The organism is Caballeronia telluris (assembly GCF_001544495.1).
In the GTDB taxonomy this organism is placed as follows: domain Bacteria; phylum Pseudomonadota; class Gammaproteobacteria; order Burkholderiales; family Burkholderiaceae; genus Caballeronia; species Caballeronia telluris.
This window is the reverse complement of sequence record NZ_FCNZ02000018.1, coordinates 46,970-68,515: the sequence shown is the minus strand read 5'-3', so window position 1 is coordinate 68,515 and position 21,546 is coordinate 46,970. Positions and strand designations below refer to the sequence as shown.

22 protein-coding genes are annotated in these 21,546 nt (G+C 65.1%); 13 read left to right on the top strand and 9 right to left on the bottom strand.

Annotation, left to right across the window (positions count from 1 at the left end; genetic code table 11):
* Window positions 1-25: 25 nt before the first annotated feature.
* The 4 genes from AWB66_RS22050 (at window position 26) to AWB66_RS22035 (ending at window position 3,291) form a co-directional block, all read left to right on the top strand.
* Window positions 26-238, top strand: a complete 213-nt coding sequence (locus tag AWB66_RS22050) for a DUF3820 family protein (RefSeq protein WP_087632304.1) — start codon at window positions 26-28, stop codon at window positions 236-238.
* A 544-nt stretch (window positions 239-782) separates the two neighbouring features.
* Window positions 783-2,042 carry a ribonucleotide-diphosphate reductase subunit beta gene (locus AWB66_RS22045; protein ID WP_087632303.1) on the top strand — a complete coding sequence of 420 codons (1,260 nt, stop codon included), beginning with the start codon at window positions 783-785 and terminating at the stop codon, window positions 2,040-2,042.
* Between the two features lie 104 nt (window positions 2,043-2,146).
* Entirely contained in the window at window positions 2,147-2,461 is a 315-nt protein-coding gene (locus AWB66_RS34425; RefSeq protein WP_087632302.1) for a hypothetical protein, read from the top strand.
* 29 nt (window positions 2,462-2,490) lie between these two features.
* Entirely contained in the window at window positions 2,491-3,291 is an 801-nt protein-coding gene (locus AWB66_RS22035) for a histone H1-like DNA-binding protein (RefSeq protein ID WP_087632301.1), read from the top strand.
* Between the two features lie 248 nt (window positions 3,292-3,539).
* Here the strand turns inward: AWB66_RS22035 and AWB66_RS22030 are convergent, their stop codons facing one another.
* From AWB66_RS22030 to AWB66_RS21990, 9 genes are all read right to left on the bottom strand, one after another.
* Complete coding sequence (locus AWB66_RS22030; protein ID WP_087632300.1) at window positions 3,540-4,016, bottom strand: outer membrane lipoprotein; 477 nt, start codon at window positions 4,014-4,016, stop codon at window positions 3,540-3,542.
* Between the two features lie 16 nt (window positions 4,017-4,032).
* Window positions 4,033-4,971, bottom strand: a complete 939-nt coding sequence (locus AWB66_RS22025) for a carbohydrate kinase family protein (protein WP_087632299.1) — start codon at window positions 4,969-4,971, stop codon at window positions 4,033-4,035.
* 108 nt (window positions 4,972-5,079) lie between these two features.
* Window positions 5,080-5,580, bottom strand: a complete 501-nt coding sequence (gene tpx, locus AWB66_RS22020) for a thiol peroxidase (RefSeq protein WP_087632298.1) — start codon at window positions 5,578-5,580, stop codon at window positions 5,080-5,082.
* 94 nt (window positions 5,581-5,674) lie between these two features.
* Complete coding sequence (locus tag AWB66_RS22015) at window positions 5,675-7,087, bottom strand: DUF3426 domain-containing protein (RefSeq protein ID WP_087632297.1); 1,413 nt, start codon at window positions 7,085-7,087, stop codon at window positions 5,675-5,677.
* Between the two features lie 56 nt (window positions 7,088-7,143).
* Window positions 7,144-8,037 carry a 50S ribosomal protein L11 methyltransferase gene (gene prmA / locus AWB66_RS22010; protein ID WP_087632296.1) on the bottom strand — a complete coding sequence of 298 codons (894 nt, stop codon included), beginning with the start codon at window positions 8,035-8,037 and terminating at the stop codon, window positions 7,144-7,146.
* 5 nt (window positions 8,038-8,042) lie between these two features.
* The gene (accC, locus tag AWB66_RS22005; RefSeq protein WP_087632295.1) at window positions 8,043-9,413 is read right to left on the bottom strand and encodes an acetyl-CoA carboxylase biotin carboxylase subunit; all 1,371 of its coding nucleotides are present in this window, start codon (window positions 9,411-9,413) and stop codon (window positions 8,043-8,045) included.
* Window positions 9,414-9,582: 169 nt separating this feature from the next.
* Window positions 9,583-10,068 carry an acetyl-CoA carboxylase biotin carboxyl carrier protein gene (accB, locus tag AWB66_RS22000; RefSeq protein WP_087632294.1) on the bottom strand — a complete coding sequence of 162 codons (486 nt, stop codon included), beginning with the start codon at window positions 10,066-10,068 and terminating at the stop codon, window positions 9,583-9,585.
* Between the two features lie 364 nt (window positions 10,069-10,432).
* Entirely contained in the window at window positions 10,433-10,966 is a 534-nt protein-coding gene (locus tag AWB66_RS21995) for a TlpA family protein disulfide reductase (RefSeq protein ID WP_087632293.1), read from the bottom strand.
* A gap of 37 nt (window positions 10,967-11,003) precedes the next feature.
* The gene (locus tag AWB66_RS21990; protein WP_087632292.1) at window positions 11,004-11,672 is read right to left on the bottom strand and encodes a UDP-N-acetylmuramate--alanine ligase; all 669 of its coding nucleotides are present in this window, start codon (window positions 11,670-11,672) and stop codon (window positions 11,004-11,006) included.
* A gap of 197 nt (window positions 11,673-11,869) precedes the next feature.
* Here AWB66_RS21990 and mpl point away from each other — a divergent pair, with 197 nt between their 5' ends.
* The 9 genes from mpl to AWB66_RS21945 all read left to right on the top strand — a co-directional run bounded on the left by mpl (window position 11,870) and on the right by AWB66_RS21945 (window position 21,471).
* Entirely contained in the window at window positions 11,870-13,276 is a 1,407-nt protein-coding gene (gene mpl, locus AWB66_RS21985) for a UDP-N-acetylmuramate:L-alanyl-gamma-D-glutamyl-meso-diaminopimelate ligase (protein ID WP_087632291.1), read from the top strand.
* On the top strand, window positions 13,273-13,872 hold the full coding sequence (locus tag AWB66_RS21980) for a YqiA/YcfP family alpha/beta fold hydrolase (protein WP_087632290.1): 600 nt from the start codon (window positions 13,273-13,275) through the stop codon (window positions 13,870-13,872). The genes mpl and AWB66_RS21980 overlap by 4 nt, the downstream gene beginning before the upstream one ends.
* Before the next feature lie 148 nt (window positions 13,873-14,020).
* Window positions 14,021-16,105: a ribonuclease catalytic domain-containing protein gene (locus AWB66_RS21975; RefSeq protein WP_087632289.1), complete on the top strand. Its 2,085-nt coding sequence runs from the start codon at window positions 14,021-14,023 to the stop codon at window positions 16,103-16,105.
* The gene (aroE, locus tag AWB66_RS21970; protein ID WP_087632288.1) at window positions 16,102-16,947 is read left to right on the top strand and encodes a shikimate dehydrogenase; all 846 of its coding nucleotides are present in this window, start codon (window positions 16,102-16,104) and stop codon (window positions 16,945-16,947) included. The genes AWB66_RS21975 and aroE overlap by 4 nt, the downstream gene beginning before the upstream one ends.
* A 28-nt stretch (window positions 16,948-16,975) precedes the next feature.
* Entirely contained in the window at window positions 16,976-17,713 is a 738-nt protein-coding gene (gene mtgA, locus AWB66_RS21965; RefSeq protein ID WP_087632287.1) for a monofunctional biosynthetic peptidoglycan transglycosylase, read from the top strand.
* Between the two features lie 357 nt (window positions 17,714-18,070).
* On the top strand, window positions 18,071-19,009 hold the full coding sequence (locus AWB66_RS21960) for an IclR family transcriptional regulator (RefSeq protein WP_087632286.1): 939 nt from the start codon (window positions 18,071-18,073) through the stop codon (window positions 19,007-19,009).
* Window positions 19,006-20,004, top strand: coding sequence for a 2-dehydro-3-deoxygalactonokinase (locus tag AWB66_RS21955; protein WP_087632285.1), 999 nt, complete (start codon window positions 19,006-19,008; stop codon window positions 20,002-20,004). The genes AWB66_RS21960 and AWB66_RS21955 overlap by 4 nt, the downstream gene beginning before the upstream one ends.
* Before the next feature lie 13 nt (window positions 20,005-20,017).
* Window positions 20,018-20,695, top strand: a complete 678-nt coding sequence (locus AWB66_RS21950) for a 2-dehydro-3-deoxy-6-phosphogalactonate aldolase (protein WP_087632284.1) — start codon at window positions 20,018-20,020, stop codon at window positions 20,693-20,695.
* Entirely contained in the window at window positions 20,692-21,471 is a 780-nt protein-coding gene (locus tag AWB66_RS21945; protein ID WP_087632283.1) for an SDR family oxidoreductase, read from the top strand. Before AWB66_RS21950 ends, AWB66_RS21945 begins: the two co-directional genes overlap by 4 nt.
* Window positions 21,472-21,546 lie beyond the last annotated feature (75 nt).

Sequence of the window (21,546 nt, the reverse complement as noted above, 5' to 3'; positions counted from 1 at the left end):
GCATCGACTGACAGGATGGAAGGACATGGACCCGGAAGATTTGCAGCGGCTCGTCACGCAGACGATGCCCTATGGAAAGTTCAAGGGAAGGTTGCTCGCGGACCTGCCCGCTCACTACCTCGCGTGGTTCGCGCGTGAGGGTTTTCCGCAAGGTCAGCTCGGCCGGCTGCTCGCGCTCATGCACGAGATCGATCACAACAATCTGCGCTCGCTGCTCGACCCGTTGAGGCAACGCTGACGTATGCAAGGCCTTGACAAGCGCACCCGAGGCGAGATCCGGCGGCGTCTTGCGTTCCACAATAGCTTGTGGTTTGAAGTGTTCGAAGCCCAACATTTAGTGGAATTTTGAGACCTCGGATGCTACACTTCGGCAACGCGTTGTCGGTTCATCGAAGCGTTCTGGCCGCATAGGGCGGCCGCTCGAAGCAGCATCGAGCCGTGCGATTTCGATGAAGCGTCGCTCCTCGAGAAGGGCAGAGCAGGCGATGCGAAAGCGCGGGTCACTGGCATCGTCGAGGCTCACTTCGCATTCGCTTCGACGCTCACTTCAAACGCAGTCACGCAAGCGCGCAAGTCGAAGCATCAAGCACGAAGCAACGCTCGATGATGAGCATGTCGATCGAACAGCAACGCACGTCGCGAGAGGCTTCACACACGATGCGTTGAGCAAAGTGTTGTATGCAGGTAGCAACGCGAACACAAAACAGGAATTTTCATGAGCAAGCTCTTTTATCGCTCATGAAAAGATGGTACAAACCGATCTAAATTGATGGTGAGAATCTATGCTCAACTGGGATGACGAGACCACTGCCGTAGCTCCGTCGAGCGCTTCGCAACAGAACACGTTGCGCAACGCCGCGGGTACGGCTGCCGGCATGCAGCAAGCATCGAGCGCCGGTCATCAAGTTGCTCCTCAAGCAGCACATCAGGCAGCACGCCACGCCGACTCGGCGACCAACATCTTCTCCGACGACTTCGTCGCTCCCGCAGCGGCAACCGCAGGCGCCATCGCCGCAGTCAGCGAAGCGCGCGTCAACGTCGCGGACAAGCGCATCATCAACGGCAAGACCGATGTCAATCAGCTCGTGCCGTTCAAGTACAAGTGGGCGTGGGAAAAATATCTGGCGGGTTGTGCCAACCACTGGATGCCGCAGGAAGTGAACATGTCGCGCGACATCGCCCTGTGGAAGGACCCCGACGGCCTGTCCGACGACGAGCGTCGCATCATCAAGCGCAACCTCGGCTTCTTCGTGACGGCCGATTCGCTTGCCGCGAACAACATCGTGCTCGGCACGTACCGCCACATCACCGCGCCGGAGTGCCGCCAGTTCCTGCTGCGCCAGGCGTTCGAAGAGGCGATCCACACGCACGCTTACCAGTACATCGTCGAGTCGCTCGGTCTCGACGAGAGCGAAATCTTCAACGCGTATCACGAAGTCGACTCGATCCGCGCGAAGGACGAGTTCCTGATTCCGTTCATCCAGACGCTCACCGATCCCGCCTTCACCACTGGCACGCTCGAAGCGGACCAGAAATTGCTGAAGTCGCTCATCGTGTTCGCCTGCGTGATGGAAGGGCTCTTCTTCTACGTCGGCTTCACGCAAATTCTGGCGCTGGGTCGTCAGAACAAGATGACGGGCGCGGCGGAGCAGTACCAGTACATCCTGCGCGACGAGTCGATGCACTGCAACTTCGGTATCGACCTCATCAACCAGATCAAGCTGGAAGAGCCGCAACTGTGGACGCCGGCGTTCCGCGCGGAGATTCGCGAAATTTTCAAGCAGGCGGTCGAACTCGAATATCGCTACGCTGAAGACACCATGCCGCGCGGGGTGCTCGGCCTGAATGCGTCGATGTTCAAGAGCTACCTGCGCTTCATCTGCAATCGACGTTGTCAGCAGATTGGTCTCGACCCGCTCTATCCGAACGAGGAAAACCCGTTCCCGTGGATGAGCGAGATGATCGACTTGAAGAAGGAACGCAACTTCTTCGAGACACGCGTGATTGACTATCAAACGGGCGGCGCGCTGACCTGGGAATAACAACAAGCCCAGGACGTGTTGCAGACGGAAATCGATGGGATGCAGGTGCCGCCGCGACCAACGCGAAGCATCTGCAGTCAAGGTTTTAGGAGAACGGTCGCCTGATGCAAAGTGCGCCTCGAGGGCCAATGGCCCGACTAGAAGACAGGCGTTTTGCGGTCCCTTCAATGGGACGGGCAAACTTCCCCCCGGAGAATGCCGGCGGCCTCGCCGCCGGTTCGATCAAGCGATTGCCGGCACCGGAGTTCGGTGTCGACTCAATTTGGCGCGCGGTGCCGCGGGGCACGGCGCGCCTTGCCGTATTCATTAGCGTAAGCAGGTGGGATCAGCGTACGCCGATGAATAATCCGCTTCGCAGCGTGCGCCGTGAGACGCGCTCGCGGGAAGCGGGTTTTGACGAAGGGTGTTGTTTGAACTGACTCTCATCTGAAACCTGAAGGAGAAAATGATGGCACTTGCCAAGAAAAAACCCGCCGCCAAGAAGGCTGCAGCAAAGCCGGCCGTGAAGAAGACGGCCGCCAAGAAGGCGACCGCCGCGAAGAAGGTCGCCGTGAAGAAGGTCGCCGCCAAGAAGGCAGCGCCGGCCAAGAAGGTCGCGGCGAAGAAAGTCGCGGTGAAGAAGGTTGCCGCCAAGAAGGTCGCGGCCAAGAAGGTCGCAGCGAAGAAAGTAGCCGCCAAGAAAGCGCCGGCGAAGAAGGTAGCAGCCAAGAAAGTCGCGGCGAAGAAGGTAGCGGCGAAGAAGGTAGCGGCGAAGAAGGCGCCGGCGAAGAAGGCAGCAGCCAAGAAAGCGCCGGCGAAGAAGGCCGCGGCGAAGAAGGCGCCTGCGAAAAAGGCTGCCGCGAAAAAGGCCCCCGCGAAAAAGGCTGCGGCGAAGAAGGCGCCCGCTGCCAAGAAGGCGCCTGCCGCGAAGAAGGCGCCTGCTGCCAAGAAGGCTCCTGCCGCGAAGAAGGCGCCTGCTGCCAAGAAGGCTCCTGCTGCAAAGAAGGCTCCTGCTGCAAAGAAGGCTCCTGCTGCAAAGAAGGCGGCAGCCCCTGCCGCCACCAAAAGTGCTCCCGAGGCAGCAGCGAAAACGGCCGCACCGGTTGCGAAGAAGGCTCCGGTCAAGAAGGCCGCCGCCGCAAAGAAGAGCGCCCCTGCAGCTCCGGCAACCACCGCCACGACTCCGGCAGCTCCGGCTCCGGCTTCGGCGGTCAAGACGGCGTTGAACCCGGCTGCGGCATGGCCGTTCCCGACGGGCAGCCGTCCGTAAGTACCGGGCAGCACGCAGCATCGCGACACACTCGATGTGTCTCTCGGCCGGGTAGGGCTACCCGGTCAAAACCCGTCGCCGGAGCAATCCGACGGCGGGTTTTTTATCGGCTTGAACGATTCCCGCAGGCTCGTTCGCATCGGACGGACGCAAAAAAGCGCACGTGCCCTTCGGCACATGCGCTCGTAAGCGTGTTCCAGGCCGTCGGCGATCAAGCCTGACGGCCGATGCCTTCGTTCCTGGCCTGCTCAGTGCGTGACGCGCGTCACGCCGCCGCTCGACAACAGGCGAACCCGTTCGCCCGCCTGGAAGACTTCGCCGGACGAGGTCTGCGTGATGGCACGCATGTCGCCGTTATCCAGACGCACGGTGATCTCGAGGCCGTTCTTCACCGCGACGTTGTTCTCCACCGCGTTACCCGCGACTGCGCCCGCCAGACCGCCGATGATGCCCGTCAGGATCGACCCGGTGCCGCCGCCGATCGTGCTGCCGGCCACCGCGCCGAGCGCGCCGCCACCGATCGCGCCGAGGCCGCTCGGCTGTCCGTTGTTCGAACTGATCTTCACCCCGCGCACGCTCTCGACGGTCGCCATGCGGACCGTCTCTTCGCGCTGCGCCTGCGATGCCGTGTAAACATCGGGCGAACTGCTGTTATAGGCGCAGCCGGACATTGCCACGGAGCTGACCAGCGCCACGGCCAGCGCAACACGACTCATGCTTTTCATTCCCTTGCTCCACAAATTACGACAGGCTGGTTCCGAATGCCTGCTTGAAACGTTCTTCGATTTCGGCGCGCGTCGGCGCGTAAGTCTGCGGCCCCTGATGTTCGATTTTAAGCGCGCCCATCAGGCTGGCAAGACGCCCGGTCTTCTCCCAGCCAAGCTTGTTTTCGATGCCGTACAGGAGACCGCCGCGGAACGCGTCGCCGCAGCCTGTCGGGTCGACCACCTGCCGTGCCTTCACGACCGGAATCTCCTCGACGCCCTCTTTGTGGTGGATCTGCGCGCCGAATTCGCCGCGCGTGACCACCAGCGCCTCGACGCGGCTTGCGATGTCTTCGATCGACCAGCCGGTCTTGTTGCTCAACAGCTTGGCTTCGTAATCGTTGACCGCCACGTAAGTGGCAAGTTCAATCATGTGACGAAGCTCTACACCTTCGAGGATAGGCAGGCCCTGCCCCGGATCGAAGACGAACGGCACGCCCGCCTTCGCGAACTGGTCGGCGTGCTGACGCATGCCGTCGGCGCCGTCGGGCGCGACGATGCCGAGCGTGATCCCGCGTGCCTCGTCGGCGCGATTCTGGTGCGATTCCATCATCGCGCCCGGGTGGAACGCGGTGATCTGATTATTCGCGAGATCGGTCGTGATGAAGCATTGCGCCGAGTGCTGATCGGGCAGCACGCGCACGTAGTCCTTCGAGAGGCCGAGCGCGTCGAGCCGGTCGAGGTAGAGCTGCGCGTCGGCTTCGCCGAGCGTCGCCATGATCTTCGCGTCGCCGCCGAGCAGCTTCAGCGCGTACGCGATGTTGCCCGCGCAGCCGCCGAAGTTGCGGCGCATCGTCGGCACCAGGAAGCTGATGTTCAGCATGTGCACCTGGTCCGGCAGGATGTGGTCGCCGAAGCGGCCCTGGAAGGTCATGATGTTGTCGTAGGCGAGCGAGCCGCAGATAAGCGTAGCCAAGGCGAACGTCCTTTGAAACGAATCGGTGAAGGGAAAGACGCATTCGTCAGACTGCACGCGCAGCCTCACGAATGCGCGGACCGCGAACGGTCCGCGCGAACATTGTTTTTACTTCAGCGCTGCGAGCGCCGCGTCGTAATTCGGCTCGTTCTTGATTTCGGACACGAGTTCGGAATACACGACCTTGTCGTTCGCATCGATCACGACGACCGCGCGCGCCGTCAGGCCCTTGAGCGGTCCGCTCGTGACGTCGACGCCATAAGCCTGTGCGAATTCCGTGCCCCGGAACGTCGATGCGGTGACGACGTTCTGCAGCCCTTCGGTCACGCAAAAGCGCTTGGCCGCGAAGGGCAGGTCGCCCGAGACGACGACGACGGCCGTGTTGTCGAGCTTGCCGGCCGCTTCGTTGAACTTGCGCGTGGAGGTGGCGCAGGTGGGCGTATCGAGACTCGGGACGATGTTCAAGACTTTGCGCTTGCCCGCGAAGTTCGCGAGTTTGACGTCGCCGAGGTCCGCGCCGACGAGCGTGAAATCGGGGGCCTGCTGTCCTGCCGACGGGAAGCTGCCGGCCACGTCGATCGGGTTGCCGCCGAGGGTAACTTGACTCATGTTGCGCTCCTGGATTGCATCAGATGTTCAGAGGAAAGCGCGCGTCCGGCGCGGGCGCGCGTCAGGGAAAAGCGGGGCGTCCTGCTGCTGGGCATCACGGATAAAAAACCTGCACGCGATAGTTCGCGGCGACCGCGTCGCCGGTATCGAGCCGCACGATCACCGGCTGCGAACTGCGGGCGGCCAGGCCCGTGGCGAATATCGTACCCGGGCGCGCGTAATCCTGCGGCCAGAGCACGCGGCGAATCGCGATGTTGTTCTTCTCGTCGAGCAAGGTGAGTTCGAGCGCCGGATAGGCGAGCGCGACGTCGTACCGGTTGCGCAGCGACAGCTTCAGTTCGAGCTTGTGCGGTCCGTCGACTTGCCTCAAGCCGGAGTTCTCGATCTGCAATCCGTCGATGTCGCGGGGCGGCGTCACGATGCAGCCGATCTGCTCGCAAGCCGTGGCATAGATCGACTGCGCGTGCGGAAAGTAGACGATCACAGTTTCGCGTTGCCACCATGCCAGTTGCAGCACCAGCGTGATGGCGAGCACGACGGCGGCCACGCGTCCGCTCACCCTCCAGAACTTCGGTGAGCGCCACGGCGGGACCGTCTCGCGCATGCCGGGATAGGGCGCGGCCTCGCCGTTGTTGCGCGCGGAGAATCCGTCGGCGCCCGCAGGCGGCGCGTTGAAGCGCGGTTCGGGATCGGACGGCCATGCGTGACCTGGCGCAGGGCGTTCGGTTTCGTGCGCGCCGCGCCGCGATGGGTCGACGAAGGGTTCTTCGCGGCGCTCGGCGAAGCGTTCCGCGCCGGCGTCGAGAGGCGCGCCGGCCGGCGTTTGCGTCCGCGCTTCGTCGGGAGGCTCGACCAACGGTCCCGTGCGCGCGCGGACAAAGCGCTTTCCGCTTGTCTCGTCGGGCGGCGCGACGAATGGTTCGGGCCGCTCATCGAGCGACGGTTCCACGCGATCGCGCGTCGAAGGCGCCGGTTTCGCTTCGCGTTCATGCCGAGCCGCGGGTTCCGCGCCCGTTTCGCGGCGAGCGAGATCGTCGGCGAACGGCGCGAAGACCGTCTCTTCGCCCGAAGCGGCATCGTCTGCGACGAACGACTTCGTATGCGGTTTGCTGAAGGTTTCGAGCGCGGCTTCGCGCGGAGTATCGGCGGCGGGAGCTTCCGCAGGCGTATCGGCCGTGATGGCTTCACCGGCGTGCGAGCCGCTCGTCAAGGGTGTTTCGGCTACGGGCGAACGCGTGTCGTCTTCGCGATGCACGTCCGCGAACAAGCCGGCGGACGCGGCAGCAGGAACAGGAGCAGAAGCCGAAGCGACTTCGTCGCCTGCGCTCGCGTGTCCGACTTCGGCCGGCGTCGCCGGCTCGTCAGGCGCGAGTTCGAACTGATGATGCGCGGCGTCGAAGACTTCCTGGCAATAGCCGCAGCGCACGCGGCCGTCGTGAGGCGCGAGCAGATGCGGATCGAGTCGGAAAACGGTGTCGCAGTGTGGACAGCGGGTTGCCAGCGCCATGTTTGAGCCGAAGGCCCGAGGGCCGGTTCGTGGACGATGGCGCTATTCTAAATGCTTTAGCGTCGAGTTCCGGCGAGGCATACCCAGCCTTCGTGTTCGCGCCAGACGCCGATGTCGATCCATTGCGCATAGACGGCCGCCACTTCGTCGGCCTGCCGCGCGAGAATGCCCGACAGCGCGATGCGCCCGCCCGGTTTCACCTTCGACGCTAGCATCGACGCCATCAGCTTCAGCGGATTCGAAAGAATATTCGCGACGACGATATCGAACTCGCCTTCGGGGCAATCGTCCGGCAGGGCGTAGGCGACTTCCGCGCGGTTGCGCTCGCTGTTCTGGCGCGCGGACTCGACCGCTTGCGGATCAATGTCGATGCCGAACACCGGATTCGCGCCGCATTTCTTCGCGAGTATCGCGAGGATGCCGGAACCGCACCCGTAGTCGAGCACGGACTGATCTTTTTTAACCGACTGCTCCAGCCATTCCATGCAAAGACGCGTGGTCGGATGGCTGCCCGTGCCGAACGCGAGACCCGGATCGAGTTCGAGAATGAGCGCGTTCGGATCGGGCGCGTCGTGCCAGGACGGCACGACCCAGATGCGCTCGCCGATCGAGATCGGATCGAATTGCGACTGCGTGAGCCGCACCCAGTCCTGTTCCTCGACGTCGCGCACGGTGAAAGCGGGCGTCTGCCCAAGACCGATTTCGTTCGACGCCGCCGCGAGCAGCACGGCCGGATCGGCGTCTTCGGCAAGCAGCGCGACGACGCGCGAGCGGTTCCAGGCGCGGCGATCGGGCGTGAGACCGGGCTCGCCGAAGAGCGGCTGCTCGTCGGGCGTGTCGGCGTCGGCGTCTTCCACCGAAACCGACAGCGCGCCGATGTCGAGCAGCGCGTCCGACAGCGCTTCCGCGTGCTCGCGATCCAGTTCGGCGATCAATTCCCGGTAACTCATCGTCTTTACGCCTCTTCCGCGGCCACGGCCGCCTGGCGCGCGGCCAGCTTGTTCTCGAGATAGTGGATGCTCGTGCCGCCCTCGACGAACTTCGCGTCGATCATCATCTCGCGATGCAGCGGGATGTTGGTCGAAATGCCCTCGACGACCATCTCCGACAGCGCGATGCGCATGCGGTTGATCGCCTGCTCGCGGGTCGCGCCGTAGGAAATCAGCTTGCCGATCATCGAATCGTAGTTCGGCGGGACGAAATAGCCGTTGTACGCGTGCGAATCGACGCGGATGCCGGGGCCGCCCGGCGAATGCCACGACGTCAAACGTCCCGGCGACGGCGTGAACTTGAACGGATCTTCCGCGTTGATGCGACATTCGATCGCGTGGCCGCGGAACTGGATGTCCTTCTGCCGGAACATCAGCTTCTCGCCGGCGGCGATGCGAATCTGCTCCTGCACGATGTCGACGCCCGTGATGAGTTCCGTCACCGGATGCTCGACCTGTACGCGCGTGTTCATTTCGATGAAATAGAACTCGTTGTTTTCGTACAGGAATTCGAACGTGCCCGCGCCGAGATAGCCCATCTTCTTGCACGCCTCGGCGCAACGGTCGCCGATGCGGTCGATCAGCCGACGCGGAACGCCCGGCGCCGGCGCTTCCTCGATCACCTTCTGGTGACGGCGCTGCATCGAGCAGTCGCGCTCGCCGAGCCAGATCGCGTTGCGAAACGAATCCGACAGAATCTGGATTTCGATGTGGCGCGGATTTTCGAGGAACTTCTCCATGTAGACCTGCGGATTGCCGAACGCGCGGCCCGCTTCTTCGCGCGTCATGTTGACCGCGTTCACGAGCGCCGCTTCGGTGTGCACCACGCGCATGCCGCGCCCGCCGCCGCCGCCCGCCGCCTTGATGATCACCGGATAGCCGACGGCGCGCGCAATCTTCACGATCTCCTTCGGATCGTCGGGCAACGCGCCTTCCGAACCCGGCACGCACGGCACGCCGGTCTTGATCATCGTCTGCTTGGCGGTGACCTTGTCGCCCATCATGCGGATCGTTTCCGGGCGCGGGCCGATGAACGTGAAGCCGGACTGCTCGACGCGCTCCGCGAAGTCCGCGTTCTCCGAGAGGAAGCCGTAGCCGGGATGGATCGCTTCGGCGTCGGTGACTTCGGCCGCGCTGATGAGCGCCGGCATGTTCAGGTACGACAGGTTCGACGGCGCCGGTCCGATGCAGACGGCTTCGTCGGCGAGCTTCACGTACTTCGCTTCCTTGTCGGCTTCCGAATAGACGATGACCGTCTTGACGCCCAGTTCGCGGCACGCGCGCTGGATGCGAAGCGCGATTTCGCCACGGTTCGCAATGAGGATTTTTTCAAACATAGCAATTATTCGACTCGTCAACGGGCGGCGTGTGCAGCCCTGGAGGATCGGCGGCGCGTTCTGCCGGACTCGATGCGGCGACGCCAACGCGACACGGAGTGCTGGCCTGACGCCGGAGGCACGCTGTCGAAAAAGCGCGGCGCGTCCGGCGCGGCATGGTGTCGTTTGCTCAGTCGCCGATCAGGAACAGCGGCTGGCCGTACTCGACTGCCTGACCGTTATCGACGAGGATTTCCTTGACGACGCCCGACTTGTCCGCTTCGATTTCGTTCAAGAGCTTCATCGCTTCGATGATGCAGATGGTCTGGCCTTCCTTCACCGTGTCGCCGACCTGCACGAACGGATCGGCGCCCGGCGACGGCGCGCGGTAGAACGAGCCGACCATCGGCGAGGTCACGATATGGCCTTGCGGCGCGACGGCGGCCGGCGTGGCGGCGGGCGCGCCTGCACCGGCGGCGTTCGCTTCGCCCGGCGCGCCGAATTGCGGCGCGGCCTGGACCTGGCCTTGCGGCATGTACTGCGGCGGCGCCTGCATGTAGACGGGCGCGGCGTTCTTGACGATGCGAACCTTTCCTTCGCCTTCCGTCACTTCGAGTTCCGAGATACCCGATTCCGAGACGAGGTCGATCAGCGTTTTGAGTTTACGAAGGTCCATCGAAAAATCCCCTTTCAATACTTGGAGACCGGAAACGCATCCGGTGCTTAACTTGATATTTGGGTGATACGTTGCCGGCCGGTCAGCCGCTTCACGATGCCGGGCAAATCGTTTCGAAGCCGTGCAGCGCCAGCGGTGGTGTCATAGTCGCTTCGGTTGGTACGCATCGCCGCGCGCCTGGGTTGATGCGAATTGGGCGCACTTTAGCGCCGTTTAGAGAATTTTGTCTAGTTTTACAGGAATCGGATGAATTCCGGTCCGGAACAAATTACCTGACGCATGCTCCGTGCGGCACTATGTTCTTTTAAAATCCCCCGAACAAGCGGCAAATTGGCGCTTTTTGAGATCAAGTCGCGTCGAACTATTACAGTGCGTCGAGCGTCTTTTTCAACTCCGAAAGATCGACTTCGCCGAGTTTTGTCGAACGAACGACACCTTTTGCATCGATTACGACGGTAAATGGCAACCCGCCGGCGTCGTCGCCGAAGCGGCGCGCGAGGTCGGCGCCGCCGAATCCCGCGATATACACCGGATAGTCCACCTTCACCTTTTGCAGGAAGTCGTTCACGTTCTTTTCGGTGTCGACGCCCAGTCCGATGAACGTGATCCCTTTCTTCTCGTAGTCGCGGTGCATCGCGGAAAGCGCGGGCATTTCCTTCACGCACGGGCCGCACCACGACGCCCAGAAGTTCACGACGACCGGCTTGCCCTTGAACGCCGCGAGCGATGGCTGGGTGCCCGCCGCGTTTTGCAGCGACGCGGCCCACAACTGGCCAACGGCATCGGTCGACGGCGCGGCCTCGGTCGTGCCGCCCGTCATCAGATGGCCCGCGTAGAAGCCGCCGCCGGTGGCGGCGATCGCGACGACGAGCGCCGCAAGAATGCGTTTGGAATTCATTGGATGGCGAGTGAGTGAACGTTCAGTCGTTGGCCGCTCAGCCGGCGATGCCGAGCGGCGGCGTGCCCGGGCCGCCAGCGCCGTCTGCGTTGTCCAGCAGCGCCCGCACGGCGGCCGCGTTCGCGCGCGCAAGCCGCCCGCGGCCGTCCGCGCGAACCGCGCCGCGCAGGTCGTTGGTGTCGTAGAGCGCGATGTGGATGCCGATCGGCTCCTCTGCGCGCGTCGGCCGATTCAGGAAGCTTAAGGTTTCAACGTAACCGCGCCCGGCGAAATGCCGCGTCTCGGAGACGTCGTACTGGATGTTCGCATTGAGCAGATAGATCGCGACTTCCTTCGGGTTGTCGCAGAAACATTGCAGATGGACGTCGGAATGTTCGCCGGCTGTGCCGTTGAGTACCGCGCCCGTCAGGTACGGATTGTACGGTTCGAGCCGCAGCATCCAGTCGAGCGCGACTTCGCGCATCCGGCGCAGCACGGCGGGCTGGCTGTCGCTCTGGAAGATCGCCTGGTATTCGCGGATTTCTTCTTCGATCTGGTCGTTATCCGGCAGCCATTCGCCGCCGACCTTCGATTCGCCCACGACCTGCCGCGCCGCCTTGCGCTTCGCGGTGGCGTAGTCGAGCCCGTCTTCGGCGATCATCCGTGCAGCCGCGATGGCGATTTCCTCGCGAACGCGCTGCGGATCGAAATGAGATTTGCGCACCATCTCGGAATAATACTAGAGATTCAGGCACGGCCCGCCGAGGCAGGGCGCCGCGCCAATGCTCCCGCGGGACGGCCGCAAAGCCGGTGCGCCGGGCGCCTCGGTTACAATGAGCGCCTTCTTGCATCTTCGCCGACGGGCATCCGAAAGCCGCCCGTCCAACGTTTTCCGGGACTGGCGCGCTAGCGCCGACACGCTTTATGCACATCCACATCCTCGGCATCTGCGGCACCTTCATGGGCGGTCTCGCCGTCCTCGCCCGCGAGGCGGGTCACAAGGTCACCGGCTGCGATGCCGGCGTCTATCCGCCGATGAGCACGCAACTCGAAGCGCAAGGCATCGAATTGATCGAAGGCTACGGCGTCGAGCAGCTTTCGCTCGAACCGGACCTGTTCGTGATCGGCAACGTCGTGACGCGCGGCAATCCGCTGATGGAGGCGATCCTCGATCGCGGTCTGCCGTATACCTCCGGGCCGCAGTGGCTCGGCGAACATGTGCTGGCGGGCAAATGGGTGCTGGCCGTCGCCGGCACGCACGGCAAGACCACGACGAGTTCGATGCTCGCGTGGCTCCTGGAAGAAGGCGGGCTGAATCCGGGCTTTCTGATCGGCGGCGTGCCGCTGAATTTCGGCATTTCGGCGCGGCTCACCGATTCCAGCTTCTTCGTGATCGAAGCCGACGAGTACGACACCGCGTTCTTCGACAAGCGCTCGAAGTTCGTCCACTACCGGCCGCGCACGGCGGTGCTGAACAACCTGGAATTCGATCACGCCGACATCTTCCCCGATCTCGCCGCGATCGAAACGCAATTCCACCATCTCGTGCGCACCGTGCCAGGCGTCGGGCGCATCGTGACGAACGGGCGTGAAGCGGCGCTCGAACGCGTGCTGACGCGCGGCTGCTGGTCGGGCGTCGAGCGCTTTGGCGTCGAAGGCGGCTGGCAAGCGCTGCCCGCCACCGACGGCGCGCCCGTCGACGAGCAGTTCGCCGTCTACTGGGAAGGCGAGCGGCTCGGGGTCGTCGACTGGCAGGTGCAGGGCGAGCACAACCGCATGAACGCGCTCGCGGCCATCGCGGCGGCGCGCTCGGTCGGCGTGCCGCCGTCGCAGGCGGTGAAGTCGCTCGGGAGTTTTCGCAACGTGAAGCGGCGCATGGAAGTGAAGGGCAGCGTCGACGGCATCACCGTCTACGACGACTTCGCTCATCATCCGACCGCGATCGAGACGACCGTCGCCGGACTGCGCACGCGCATCGGCGGCGAGGGGAAGACGGCGCGCATTCTCGCCGTGCTGGAACCGCGCTCGAACACGATGAAGCTCGGCACGATGAAGGCGCAATTGCCGTCGAGTCTCGCCGATGCCGATCTCGTCTTCGGCTACGGCGCGCGCGAAGGCCGCGACAAGCTCGGCTGGGATCTCGCCGGCGCGCTCGCGCCGCTCGGCGCGAAGGCGCAGGCGTTCAACGAAATCGATCAGTTGGTCAAGGCGGTCGTCGCCGCCGCACAGCCGGGCGATCACGTCCTCGTGATGAGCAACGGCGGATTCGGCGGCGTGCATCAGAAACTGTTGGACGCGCTGTCGGCGCGCCCAGCCAGGGGCCACGCGTGATCCTCTACCTGCACGGCTTTCGTTCGTCGCCGCAGTCGTTCAAGGCGCGCGCGATGCGCGCTCGCCTCACGGAACTCGGGCGGCTCGACGAATGGCAATGCCCGACGCTGCCGGTGTCGCCGCGTGAAGCGATCGAACTGGCCGAAACGCTGACCCAGGGCGTCGCGGCCGGCGATGTCACCGTAATCGGCAGCTCGCTCGGCGGCTATTACGCGACGTATCTCGCCGAAAAGCACGGCTGGCGCGCGGTGCTGCTCAACCCGGCGGTCGTCCCGCAGCGCGACCTGAGTCATTACCTCGGCGAGCAGCCGCTGTGGCACGGCGGCGGCAGCGTCGTCGTCACGCCGCGCCATCTCGATGAACTGCGCGCGCTGTCCGTCGAACCGGTCACGCGGCCCGAGCGCTACTATCTGATCGCCGCGACCGGCGACGAAGTGCTCGACTACCGCACGATGCTGGACCACTACCCGAATGTGCGAACGACGCTGATCCAGGGCGGCGATCACGCGATCAGCGATTTTCCGACGTATCTGGATCGGGTGATCGCGTTTTGCGCGCCCCGGCCGCCTGCGGCGGTGGCGTCCGCGGCGGCCTGAATTCGGCGACGGCAACAATGGCGGCCAGACGCCGCCGGCCGGGCGAAACCGGCGTCGAACTTCCATGCGCCGTGTGCATTGCCCTAAGCTAAATCCATTGCCAGTGAGCCTGTCGGCTCGCGGCTCCACCGTCTTACGAGAGTATTGAGTGAACGTCTTCTTCGAGGAATCGGGTAGTTTCAAGGCCGGCGCGGTGCTGTCCAGACAGGGCGACGCGTTCCAGGTCGAATTGCCGGGCGGGCGGCGGGCGAAGGTGCGCGCGAAAGACGTGCTGCTCGAATTCGAGAAGCCCGCTGCCGGCGACCTGATGAAGGAAGCGGACAGCGTTGCGCAGGAAATCGATCTCGATTTTCTGTGGGAATGCGCGCCCGACGAGGAATTCCCGTTCGCGACGCTCGGCGCCGATTATTTCGGCGACAAGTTCGGCGCCGTGGAGCGCGCCGCGCTCGTCCTGCGGATGCACGGCGCGCCGGTATATTTCCGCCGCAAGGGACGCGGGCAGTATCAGCGCGCGCCGCAGGAACAGTTGCAGATGGCGCTCGCGTCGCTGGAGAAAAAGCGCCAGCAGGCGCTCGTCCAGGCGGGCTACGAAGAGGAACTGAAGGCGGGCAAGCTGCCCGAGGCGCTCGCCGGAAAAGCGATCGGCCTGCTCACGAAACCCGACAAGAATTCGATCGAATACAAGGCGCTCGAAGCCGCCGCCGCCGCGCGTGGCATCTCGCAGGCGCGGCTCATGCTCGAATGCGGCGGCATTCCGTCGGCGCGCGCGCTGCACGAGGCGCGCTTTCTCTCCGAATTCTTCCCGCACGGCGTCGGCTTCCCGGCGGTTCAGGTGCCGCCGCTGCCCGACGATCTGCCGCAAGCGGACGTCGAAGCCTTCTCCATCGACGACGTCACGACCACCGAAATCGACGACGCCTTCTCCGTCGAGCATCTCGCCGATGGCCGCGTGCGCATCGGCATCCATATCGCGGCGCCGGCGCTCGGCATCACGCGCGGCGACATGGTCGACGCGATCGCGCGCACGCGCCTCTCGACGGTCTACATGCCCGGCGACAAGATCACCATGCTGCCCGACAGCGTGGTCGAGGCGTTCACGCTCGCCGAGGGTGGCCTGCGTCCGGCGCTCTCGCTCTACATCATCGTGAATCGCGAGACGCAGGAGATCGTCGCGACCGAAACGCGCGCCGAACGCGTGTTCGTGAAGAACAACCTGCGCCACAACCATCTCGATGAATTCGTCACCGAGGAAACGCTCGCGAACGGCAGCGGCGACTATCCGCACAAGGACGACATCGCCGTGCTGTGGCCGCTCGCGCAGGCGCTCTTCGAAAAGCGTCAGGAAGCGCGCGCCACCTACGGTCTCAAGCGCGAAGTGCAGCGCAACAACGACTTCAACTTCTACGTGGAAGGCGAGCACATCACGATCACGCCGCGCCGACGCGGCTCGCCGCTCGATCTGATCGTCGCGGAACTGGCGATTCTCGCGAATTCGTCGTGGGGCGCGTTCCTCAACGATCACGGCGTGCCGGGCATCTATCGCTCGCAGCGCGGTTTCGGCGGACCGGGCCCAAAGCGCACGCGCATGCAGACGACGCCCGCGCCGCACGAAGGTTTGGGCGTCGCGCAATATGCGTGGAGCACGTCGCCGCTGCGCCGCTACGTCGATCTGGTGAATCAGTGGCAACTGCTCGCGTGCGTGCAGCACGGCGTGATGGCGAAGCTCGCCGCGCCGTTCAAGCCGAAAGACGCGGATCTCTTCGCCGTCGTGCAGGGCTTCGACGACACTTATTCCGCCTACGCCGATTACCAGCGCCGCATGGAGTATTTCTGGTGTCTGCGCTGGATCAAGCAGGAAAACCGCAAGCAGGTGCAGGGCGCGGTGGTGAAGGACGACCTCGTGCGCCTCGATGAAATACCGCTGATCCTGCATGTGCCGGCGCTCGGCGTGCACGCTCGCGGAACGAAGGTGATGCTCGACGTGATGTCGATCGACGAATTGACGGTCGAAGCATCGTGCCGGCTGCTGCACGTGATCGACGCGCCGTCGTCGGCGGCGGCCGAGGAGGAAGAGCCGGAAGAAGAAATCATCGAAGCGGACGACCTGAGCGCGCAAAGCGAAGCGGAAGCGCAAGCTGAAGCCACGCCGGAAGGCTCGCCGGAAGCATCGCCGGACGCTCCGACGGAAAACCCCGAACAACCCTCGTCCGACGCCACGGAGCCGACGCGATGATCAAGGAACGTTACGCCGTCATCGGCAATCCGGTCGAACACAGCAAATCGCCGTGGATCCACGCGCGCTTTGCCGAGCAGACGGGCGAGCCGGTCGACTACGGGCGCATTCTCGGCACGATCGGCGGCTTTGAAAACGACGTGCGCGCGTTCATCGAAGCGGGCGGCCGCGGCATGAACGTGACCGTGCCGTTCAAGCTCGACGCCCACGCGTTCGCCGATTCGCTCACGCCGCGCGCAGCGGCGGCGGGCGCGGTGAACACGCTCGCGTTCACCGCAGAAGGCGCGCGCGGCGACAACACCGACGGCGTCGGCATCGTGCGCGACATCGAGCAGAACCTCGGCGTGTCGCTGCAAGGCGCGCGCATCCTGCTGCTCGGCGCGGGCGGCGCGGCGCGCGGCGTCGTGCTGCCGATGTTCGAGAAGAAGCCGGCCGCGCTCACCATCGTCAATCGCACGGCGGCGAAGGCGCATCAACTGGCCGACCGTTTCGCCGATGCCGCGAGCGCCGCTTCCGTGCGCTTTTCGGGCGGCGGCGCGGAGATCGTCGAAGCCGGGCCTTACGACGTCATCGTGAACGCGACGGCGGGCAGTCTCGACGCCGCGCTCCCCGATTGCGACGACCACGCCTTCGGCCCCGGCACGCTCGCCTACGACATGATGTACAGCCCCAAGCCGACCGTGTTCATGCAGCACGCGGCGTCGCTCGGCGCGCGGGCGTCGGACGGGCTCGGCATGCTGGTCGAGCAGGCGGCGGAATCGTTCTTCGTGTGGCGCGGCGTGCGGCCGGACGGCGGCGCGGTGCTGCGCGAGTTGCGCCAGGCGCTGACCGCCAAGGCGTGACGAGCCCCTCATTCACCGGACCGCGCGCATGGCCTCCCCGACGACGACACGAGCGAAATCCGCGGCCCGTCTCGGCCCGGCGCGCTGGATTGCCTATGGCGTCGCGGTGCTCGGCATCGCGCTCATCGCGACGCAGCTCTTCTACTTCGTGCAGATCGGCATCTGGACGGTCGTGAATCCGTCGTCGACCGCGTTCATGCGTTCCGACGCGTGGAGGCTCAAGGCGGAGCGGCCGGACTTGTCGGTGCAGCGCACCTGGGTGCCCTACGACCAGATTTCGCGCAATCTGAAGCGCGCGATCATCGCGTCGGAGGATGCGAACTTCGCGAGCAACAACGGCTACGAAACCGACGCCATCCTCCAGGCGTGGGAGAAGAACAAGGCGCGCGGACGCATCGTCGCGGGCGGCTCGACGATTTCGCAGCAGCTCGCGCGCAATCTGTTCCTGTCGCGGGAGAAGAGCTACATCCGCAAGGCGCAGGAACTCGTCATCACCGCGATGCTCGAGTTCTGGATGGACAAGGAACGCATCTTCGAGATCTATCTGAACTCGGTCGAATGGGGCAACGGCGTCTATGGCGCCGAAGCGGCCGCGCACTATTACTACAGGAGTTCGGCGGCGAAACTGACGGCGTGGCAAAGCGCGCGGCTCGCGGTCATGCTGCCGCGTCCGCGCTACTTCGACGAGCATCGCAATTCGGCGTACCTCGCGCAACGCACGGGCGTGATCGCGCGACGCATGGGCGCGGCGGAATTGCCGCCATAAGCTTTTTAGTCGATCGTCGCTAAACGCATAAGGCCCTGATTCATCAGGGCTTTTTTGTTTTATCCCGCGATTGGCTTACGCTCAAACTCCCATTATCTGAACGCCGCAATCACATATTGAATTTTCGAGACAGTCGGAACTAGAATCCGTCCACAGCCTGAACGGCACCTGCGACGCGGCGCGATGTTTCACCCGCCCGCGCGACAAAAAGCACGGAGACACACCATGCAATCGATCGTCCGCCTGCGTCCGCAGGTCGCTTCGGCTCATTCGGCCACTTCCCATCGAGCATCCCGCGCGATTGCGCAACGTCTCGCCTGACGCCGCGGCGGCACGGTCCAACGAGCATCGAGCGCCATGAACAAATCACCGAATACCGATATCGACGTCGCTGGCGGCACGGCCACGCCGGACCGCGCGCAGCAGCCGAAGGCCGCCGCGAAGCCGGCCGGCCGCGATCCCGACGCGCTCGCGCTGCCGAGCGCGCTCGTCGACATCACGCCGCAACAGGCGGGCACGCAGACGCTCTTGCGCGGACTCGCGATTCTCGAAGCGGCCGCGAACGGCGCGCGCGATCTGCGCGCGTTCGGCGCGGCGCTCGGCACGACGCGCAGCACGACCCATCGCCTCGTCAGTTCGCTCGTGCAGGCGCGCTATCTGCGCCAGGTGCAGGGCGGCTATCTGCTCGGGCCGAAGCTGATCGAACTCGGCACGATCGCGCTGGAACAGATGCCGCTCACGGCGGTGGCGCGCCCGCACCTGGAAGCGCTCGCCGAGCACACGCACGACACGATCCACCTCGGCGTGCGCGACGGCGACGACGTCCTCTACATCGACAAGATTCCGGGCACCCGCGGTCTGGAAATGCGCTCGCGCGTCGGGCACCGGATGCCGCTCGCGTCGACCGGCATCGGCAAGGCGATGATGCTCGACCTGCCGCACGACGCGTGGACCCGGCTGCTGGATGCGTCGCATCGGGCGCTCGCGGGCGCGAGCTTCAAGCCGGACAACCGCCCCGACATCGACATCTTCACGCAGCGCATGACGCGTTACGCGCAGGGCGGATTCACGTTCGACCTCGAAGAAAACGAGGCGTCGATCCGCTGTGTCGCGGCGCCGGTGCGGGATGCGTCGGGGGCGATCGTGGCGGCGCTGTCTGTTGCGAGCACGATTCCGTACATGCCGCACGAGCGGATGGAAGAACTGATTCCGGTCGTGCAGCGCGAAGCGCGCGCGATCTCGGAAGAACTCGGCTGGCGCGTGCCGCAGCCGACCACGCGCAGGATCAAGCGATGAGCGGCGCCGACACAAAACCCGACTCGAACGCAGGCGCCGCGCTGGTCGCGCTCGACTGGGGCACGACCGCGCTGCGCGCCTACCTGCTAGGCGGCGACGGCGCGGTGCTGGACACGCGGGCGTCGTCGGCGGGGATCATGAACCTGCCGGCCGGCGGCTTCGACGAAGCGTTCGACGCAACCTGCGGCGCGTGGCTCGCGGGCAACGCGAACTTGCCGGTGATGGCGGCAGGCATGGTCGGCAGCGCGCAGGGCTGGCTCGAAGCGCCGTACATCGAGACGCCCGCCGATGCGCCAGCGCTCGTGAACGGCATCGTGAAGGTGAAGGCGGCGAACGGCGTGACGGTGCATATCGTGCCCGGCGTGCTGCAAGCGGGCGCGATGCCGAACGTGATGCGCGGCGAGGAAACGCAGATTTTCGGCGCGCTCGCCGGCGACGCCGCGCTCGAAAGCGAGCCGCACGGCGCGCTGATCGGCCTGCCGGGCACGCATGCGAAGTGGGCGTTCGTGTTCGGCGGGCGCATCGAGCGCTTCTACACGTTCATGACGGGCGAGACTTTCGGCGCGCTGCGCGATCACACGATCCTCGGCCGCACGATGCGCGCGAGCGACCAGCAAGACGCGCAGGCGTTCGTGCGCGGCGTCGACACCGCGAAGGACGCCGGTCACGCGGGCCTCCTCGCGACGATCTTCAGCACGCGCACGCTCGGGCTTACCGGACAGCTCGCGCCGGAACAGCAGCCGGACTATCTCTCCGGCCTCTTGATCGGCCACGAATTGCGCGGCCTGAACGAAGTGCTGGTGCGCGAGCATTCGACGCTCGCGGGCAAGACGCTGCGCCTGATCGGCAACGATGCGCTGTGCGAGCGTTATCGCGTGGCACTCGCGCGCTTCGGCTGCCACGACACCAAGACCGTCGCAGAAGCGACCGAGCGCGGTCTCTTCCGTATTGCAGCGCAGGCGGGACTCGTCGCGTCCGCCGCCCGCGCGAGTTGAAAGGAGCAACGCCATGCAGCCTCACATCAACCTGCCCGCGCCCTACGCGCCGCACGCCGGACTCGACGCAGCGTTCAGCGCCTGTCCGCTGATCGCGATCCTGCGCGGCATCACGCCCGCGGACGCGGCCGACCACGGCCGCGCGCTCTACGAAGCGGGCTTTCGCATCGTCGAGGTGCCGCTCAACTCGCCGCAGCCGTTCGACAGCATCGCGGCGATCCGCCAGGCGCTGCCCGCCGATGCGATCGTCGGCGCGGGGACGGTGCTGCATTCCAGTTTCGTCGCTCAGGTGAAGGCGGCCGGCGGCGAGCTGATCGTGATGCCGCACAGCGACGCCGATGTCGTGCGCGCCGCGAAGGCGCTCGGCATGGCGTGCGCGCCGGGCGTCGCGACGCCGAACGAGGCGTTTCTCGCGCTGAAGAACGGCGCCGACGTGCTGAAGATGTTCCCCGCCGAGCAGCTCGGCCCGGAAGTGGTGAAGGCGTGGCGCGCGGTGATCGCGCCGGCCGTGCCGCTCGTGCCGGTCGGCGGGATCGCGCCGGACAACATGGGGCCGTTCCTGACGGCGGGCGCGAACGGTTTCGGCCTCGGCTCGGCGCTCTACAAGCCGGGGCAGAGCGCCGCCGTCACCGGGTCGCATGCGAAGGCGTTCATCGGCGGTCTGCGGATCGCGCGGGGCGAGAAGAAATGACGCGGCTTGCCGGCAAGGTCGCGATTGTCACCGGCGCTGGTCGCGGGATCGGCGCGGCGATTGCGCTCGCGTTCGCGCGCGAAGGCGCGTCGGTGGTGCTGGCGGAACTCGATATCGAGACCGCGCGCGAGACGGCCGCGCGTATCTCGGGCGCAACCGGCTCGCACAACGTGCTCGCCGTCGCGACCGACGTGACGCAAAGCGCTTCGGTACAGCAGGCGGTTGCGCGGGCGGAGCAGGCGTTCGGCCCCGTCGACACGCTCGTGAACAACGCGGGCATCAACGTGTTCCGCGACCCGCTCACGATGACCGACGACGACTGGCGACGCTGCTTCGCCGTCGATCTCGACGGGGTCTGGAACGGCTGCCGCGCGGTGCTGCCCGGCATGGTCGGGCGCGGCGCGGGGAGCATCGTGAACATCGCGTCGACGCACAGTTTCAAGATCATTCCCGGCTGCTTTCCGTATCCGGTCGCGAAACACGGCGTCATCGGCTTAACGCGCGCGCTCGGCATCGAATACGCGCCGAACAACGTGCGCGTCAATGCAATCGCGCCGGGTTACATCGAAACTCAACTGACGCACGACTGGTGGAACGAGCAGGCCGATCCGGCCGTCGCGAAGCAGGCGACGCTCGATCTCCAGCCGATGAAGCGCATCGGCCGGCCGGAGGAAGTCGCGATGACGGCGGTGTTCCTCGCATCGGACGAGGCGCCGTTCATCAACGCGAGCTGCATCACCGTGGATGGCGGGCGCTCGGCGCTGTATCACGATTGATTCGAAGAATGCACGACGCACGGGCCGTGGTGCGGCATGGGACCAGAGTAAGCGCTAAACCGCCAACTCTGGTCG

Excerpts from the sequence above, each read along its gene's own strand:
- AWB66_RS22050 (WP_087632304.1), top strand. The coding sequence starts at position 26 with ATGGACCCGGAAGATTTGCAGCGGCTCGTCACGCAGACGATGCCCTAT.
- AWB66_RS22045 (WP_087632303.1), top strand. The coding sequence starts at position 783 with ATGCTCAACTGGGATGACGAGACCACTGCCGTAGCTCCGTCGAGCGCT.
- AWB66_RS34425 (WP_087632302.1), top strand. The coding sequence starts at position 2,147 with ATGCAAAGTGCGCCTCGAGGGCCAATGGCCCGACTAGAAGACAGGCGT.
- AWB66_RS22035 (WP_087632301.1), top strand. The coding sequence starts at position 2,491 with ATGGCACTTGCCAAGAAAAAACCCGCCGCCAAGAAGGCTGCAGCAAAG.
- AWB66_RS22030 (WP_087632300.1), bottom strand. The coding sequence starts at position 4,016 with ATGAAAAGCATGAGTCGTGTTGCGCTGGCCGTGGCGCTGGTCAGCTCC.
- tpx (WP_087632298.1), bottom strand. The coding sequence starts at position 5,580 with ATGAGTCAAGTTACCCTCGGCGGCAACCCGATCGACGTGGCCGGCAGC.
- AWB66_RS22015 (WP_087632297.1), bottom strand. The coding sequence starts at position 7,087 with ATGGCGCTGGCAACCCGCTGTCCACACTGCGACACCGTTTTCCGACTC.
- prmA (WP_087632296.1), bottom strand. The coding sequence starts at position 8,037 with ATGAGTTACCGGGAATTGATCGCCGAACTGGATCGCGAGCACGCGGAA.
- accC (WP_087632295.1), bottom strand. The coding sequence starts at position 9,413 with ATGTTTGAAAAAATCCTCATTGCGAACCGTGGCGAAATCGCGCTTCGC.
- accB (WP_087632294.1), bottom strand. The coding sequence starts at position 10,068 with ATGGACCTTCGTAAACTCAAAACGCTGATCGACCTCGTCTCGGAATCG.
- AWB66_RS21995 (WP_087632293.1), bottom strand. The coding sequence starts at position 10,966 with ATGAATTCCAAACGCATTCTTGCGGCGCTCGTCGTCGCGATCGCCGCC.
- AWB66_RS21990 (WP_087632292.1), bottom strand. The coding sequence starts at position 11,672 with ATGGTGCGCAAATCTCATTTCGATCCGCAGCGCGTTCGCGAGGAAATC.
- mpl (WP_087632291.1), top strand. The coding sequence starts at position 11,870 with ATGCACATCCACATCCTCGGCATCTGCGGCACCTTCATGGGCGGTCTC.
- aroE (WP_087632288.1), top strand. The coding sequence starts at position 16,102 with ATGATCAAGGAACGTTACGCCGTCATCGGCAATCCGGTCGAACACAGC.
- mtgA (WP_087632287.1), top strand. The coding sequence starts at position 16,976 with ATGGCCTCCCCGACGACGACACGAGCGAAATCCGCGGCCCGTCTCGGC.
- AWB66_RS21960 (WP_087632286.1), top strand. The coding sequence starts at position 18,071 with ATGAACAAATCACCGAATACCGATATCGACGTCGCTGGCGGCACGGCC.
- AWB66_RS21955 (WP_087632285.1), top strand. The coding sequence starts at position 19,006 with ATGAGCGGCGCCGACACAAAACCCGACTCGAACGCAGGCGCCGCGCTG.
- AWB66_RS21950 (WP_087632284.1), top strand. The coding sequence starts at position 20,018 with ATGCAGCCTCACATCAACCTGCCCGCGCCCTACGCGCCGCACGCCGGA.
- AWB66_RS21945 (WP_087632283.1), top strand. The coding sequence starts at position 20,692 with ATGACGCGGCTTGCCGGCAAGGTCGCGATTGTCACCGGCGCTGGTCGC.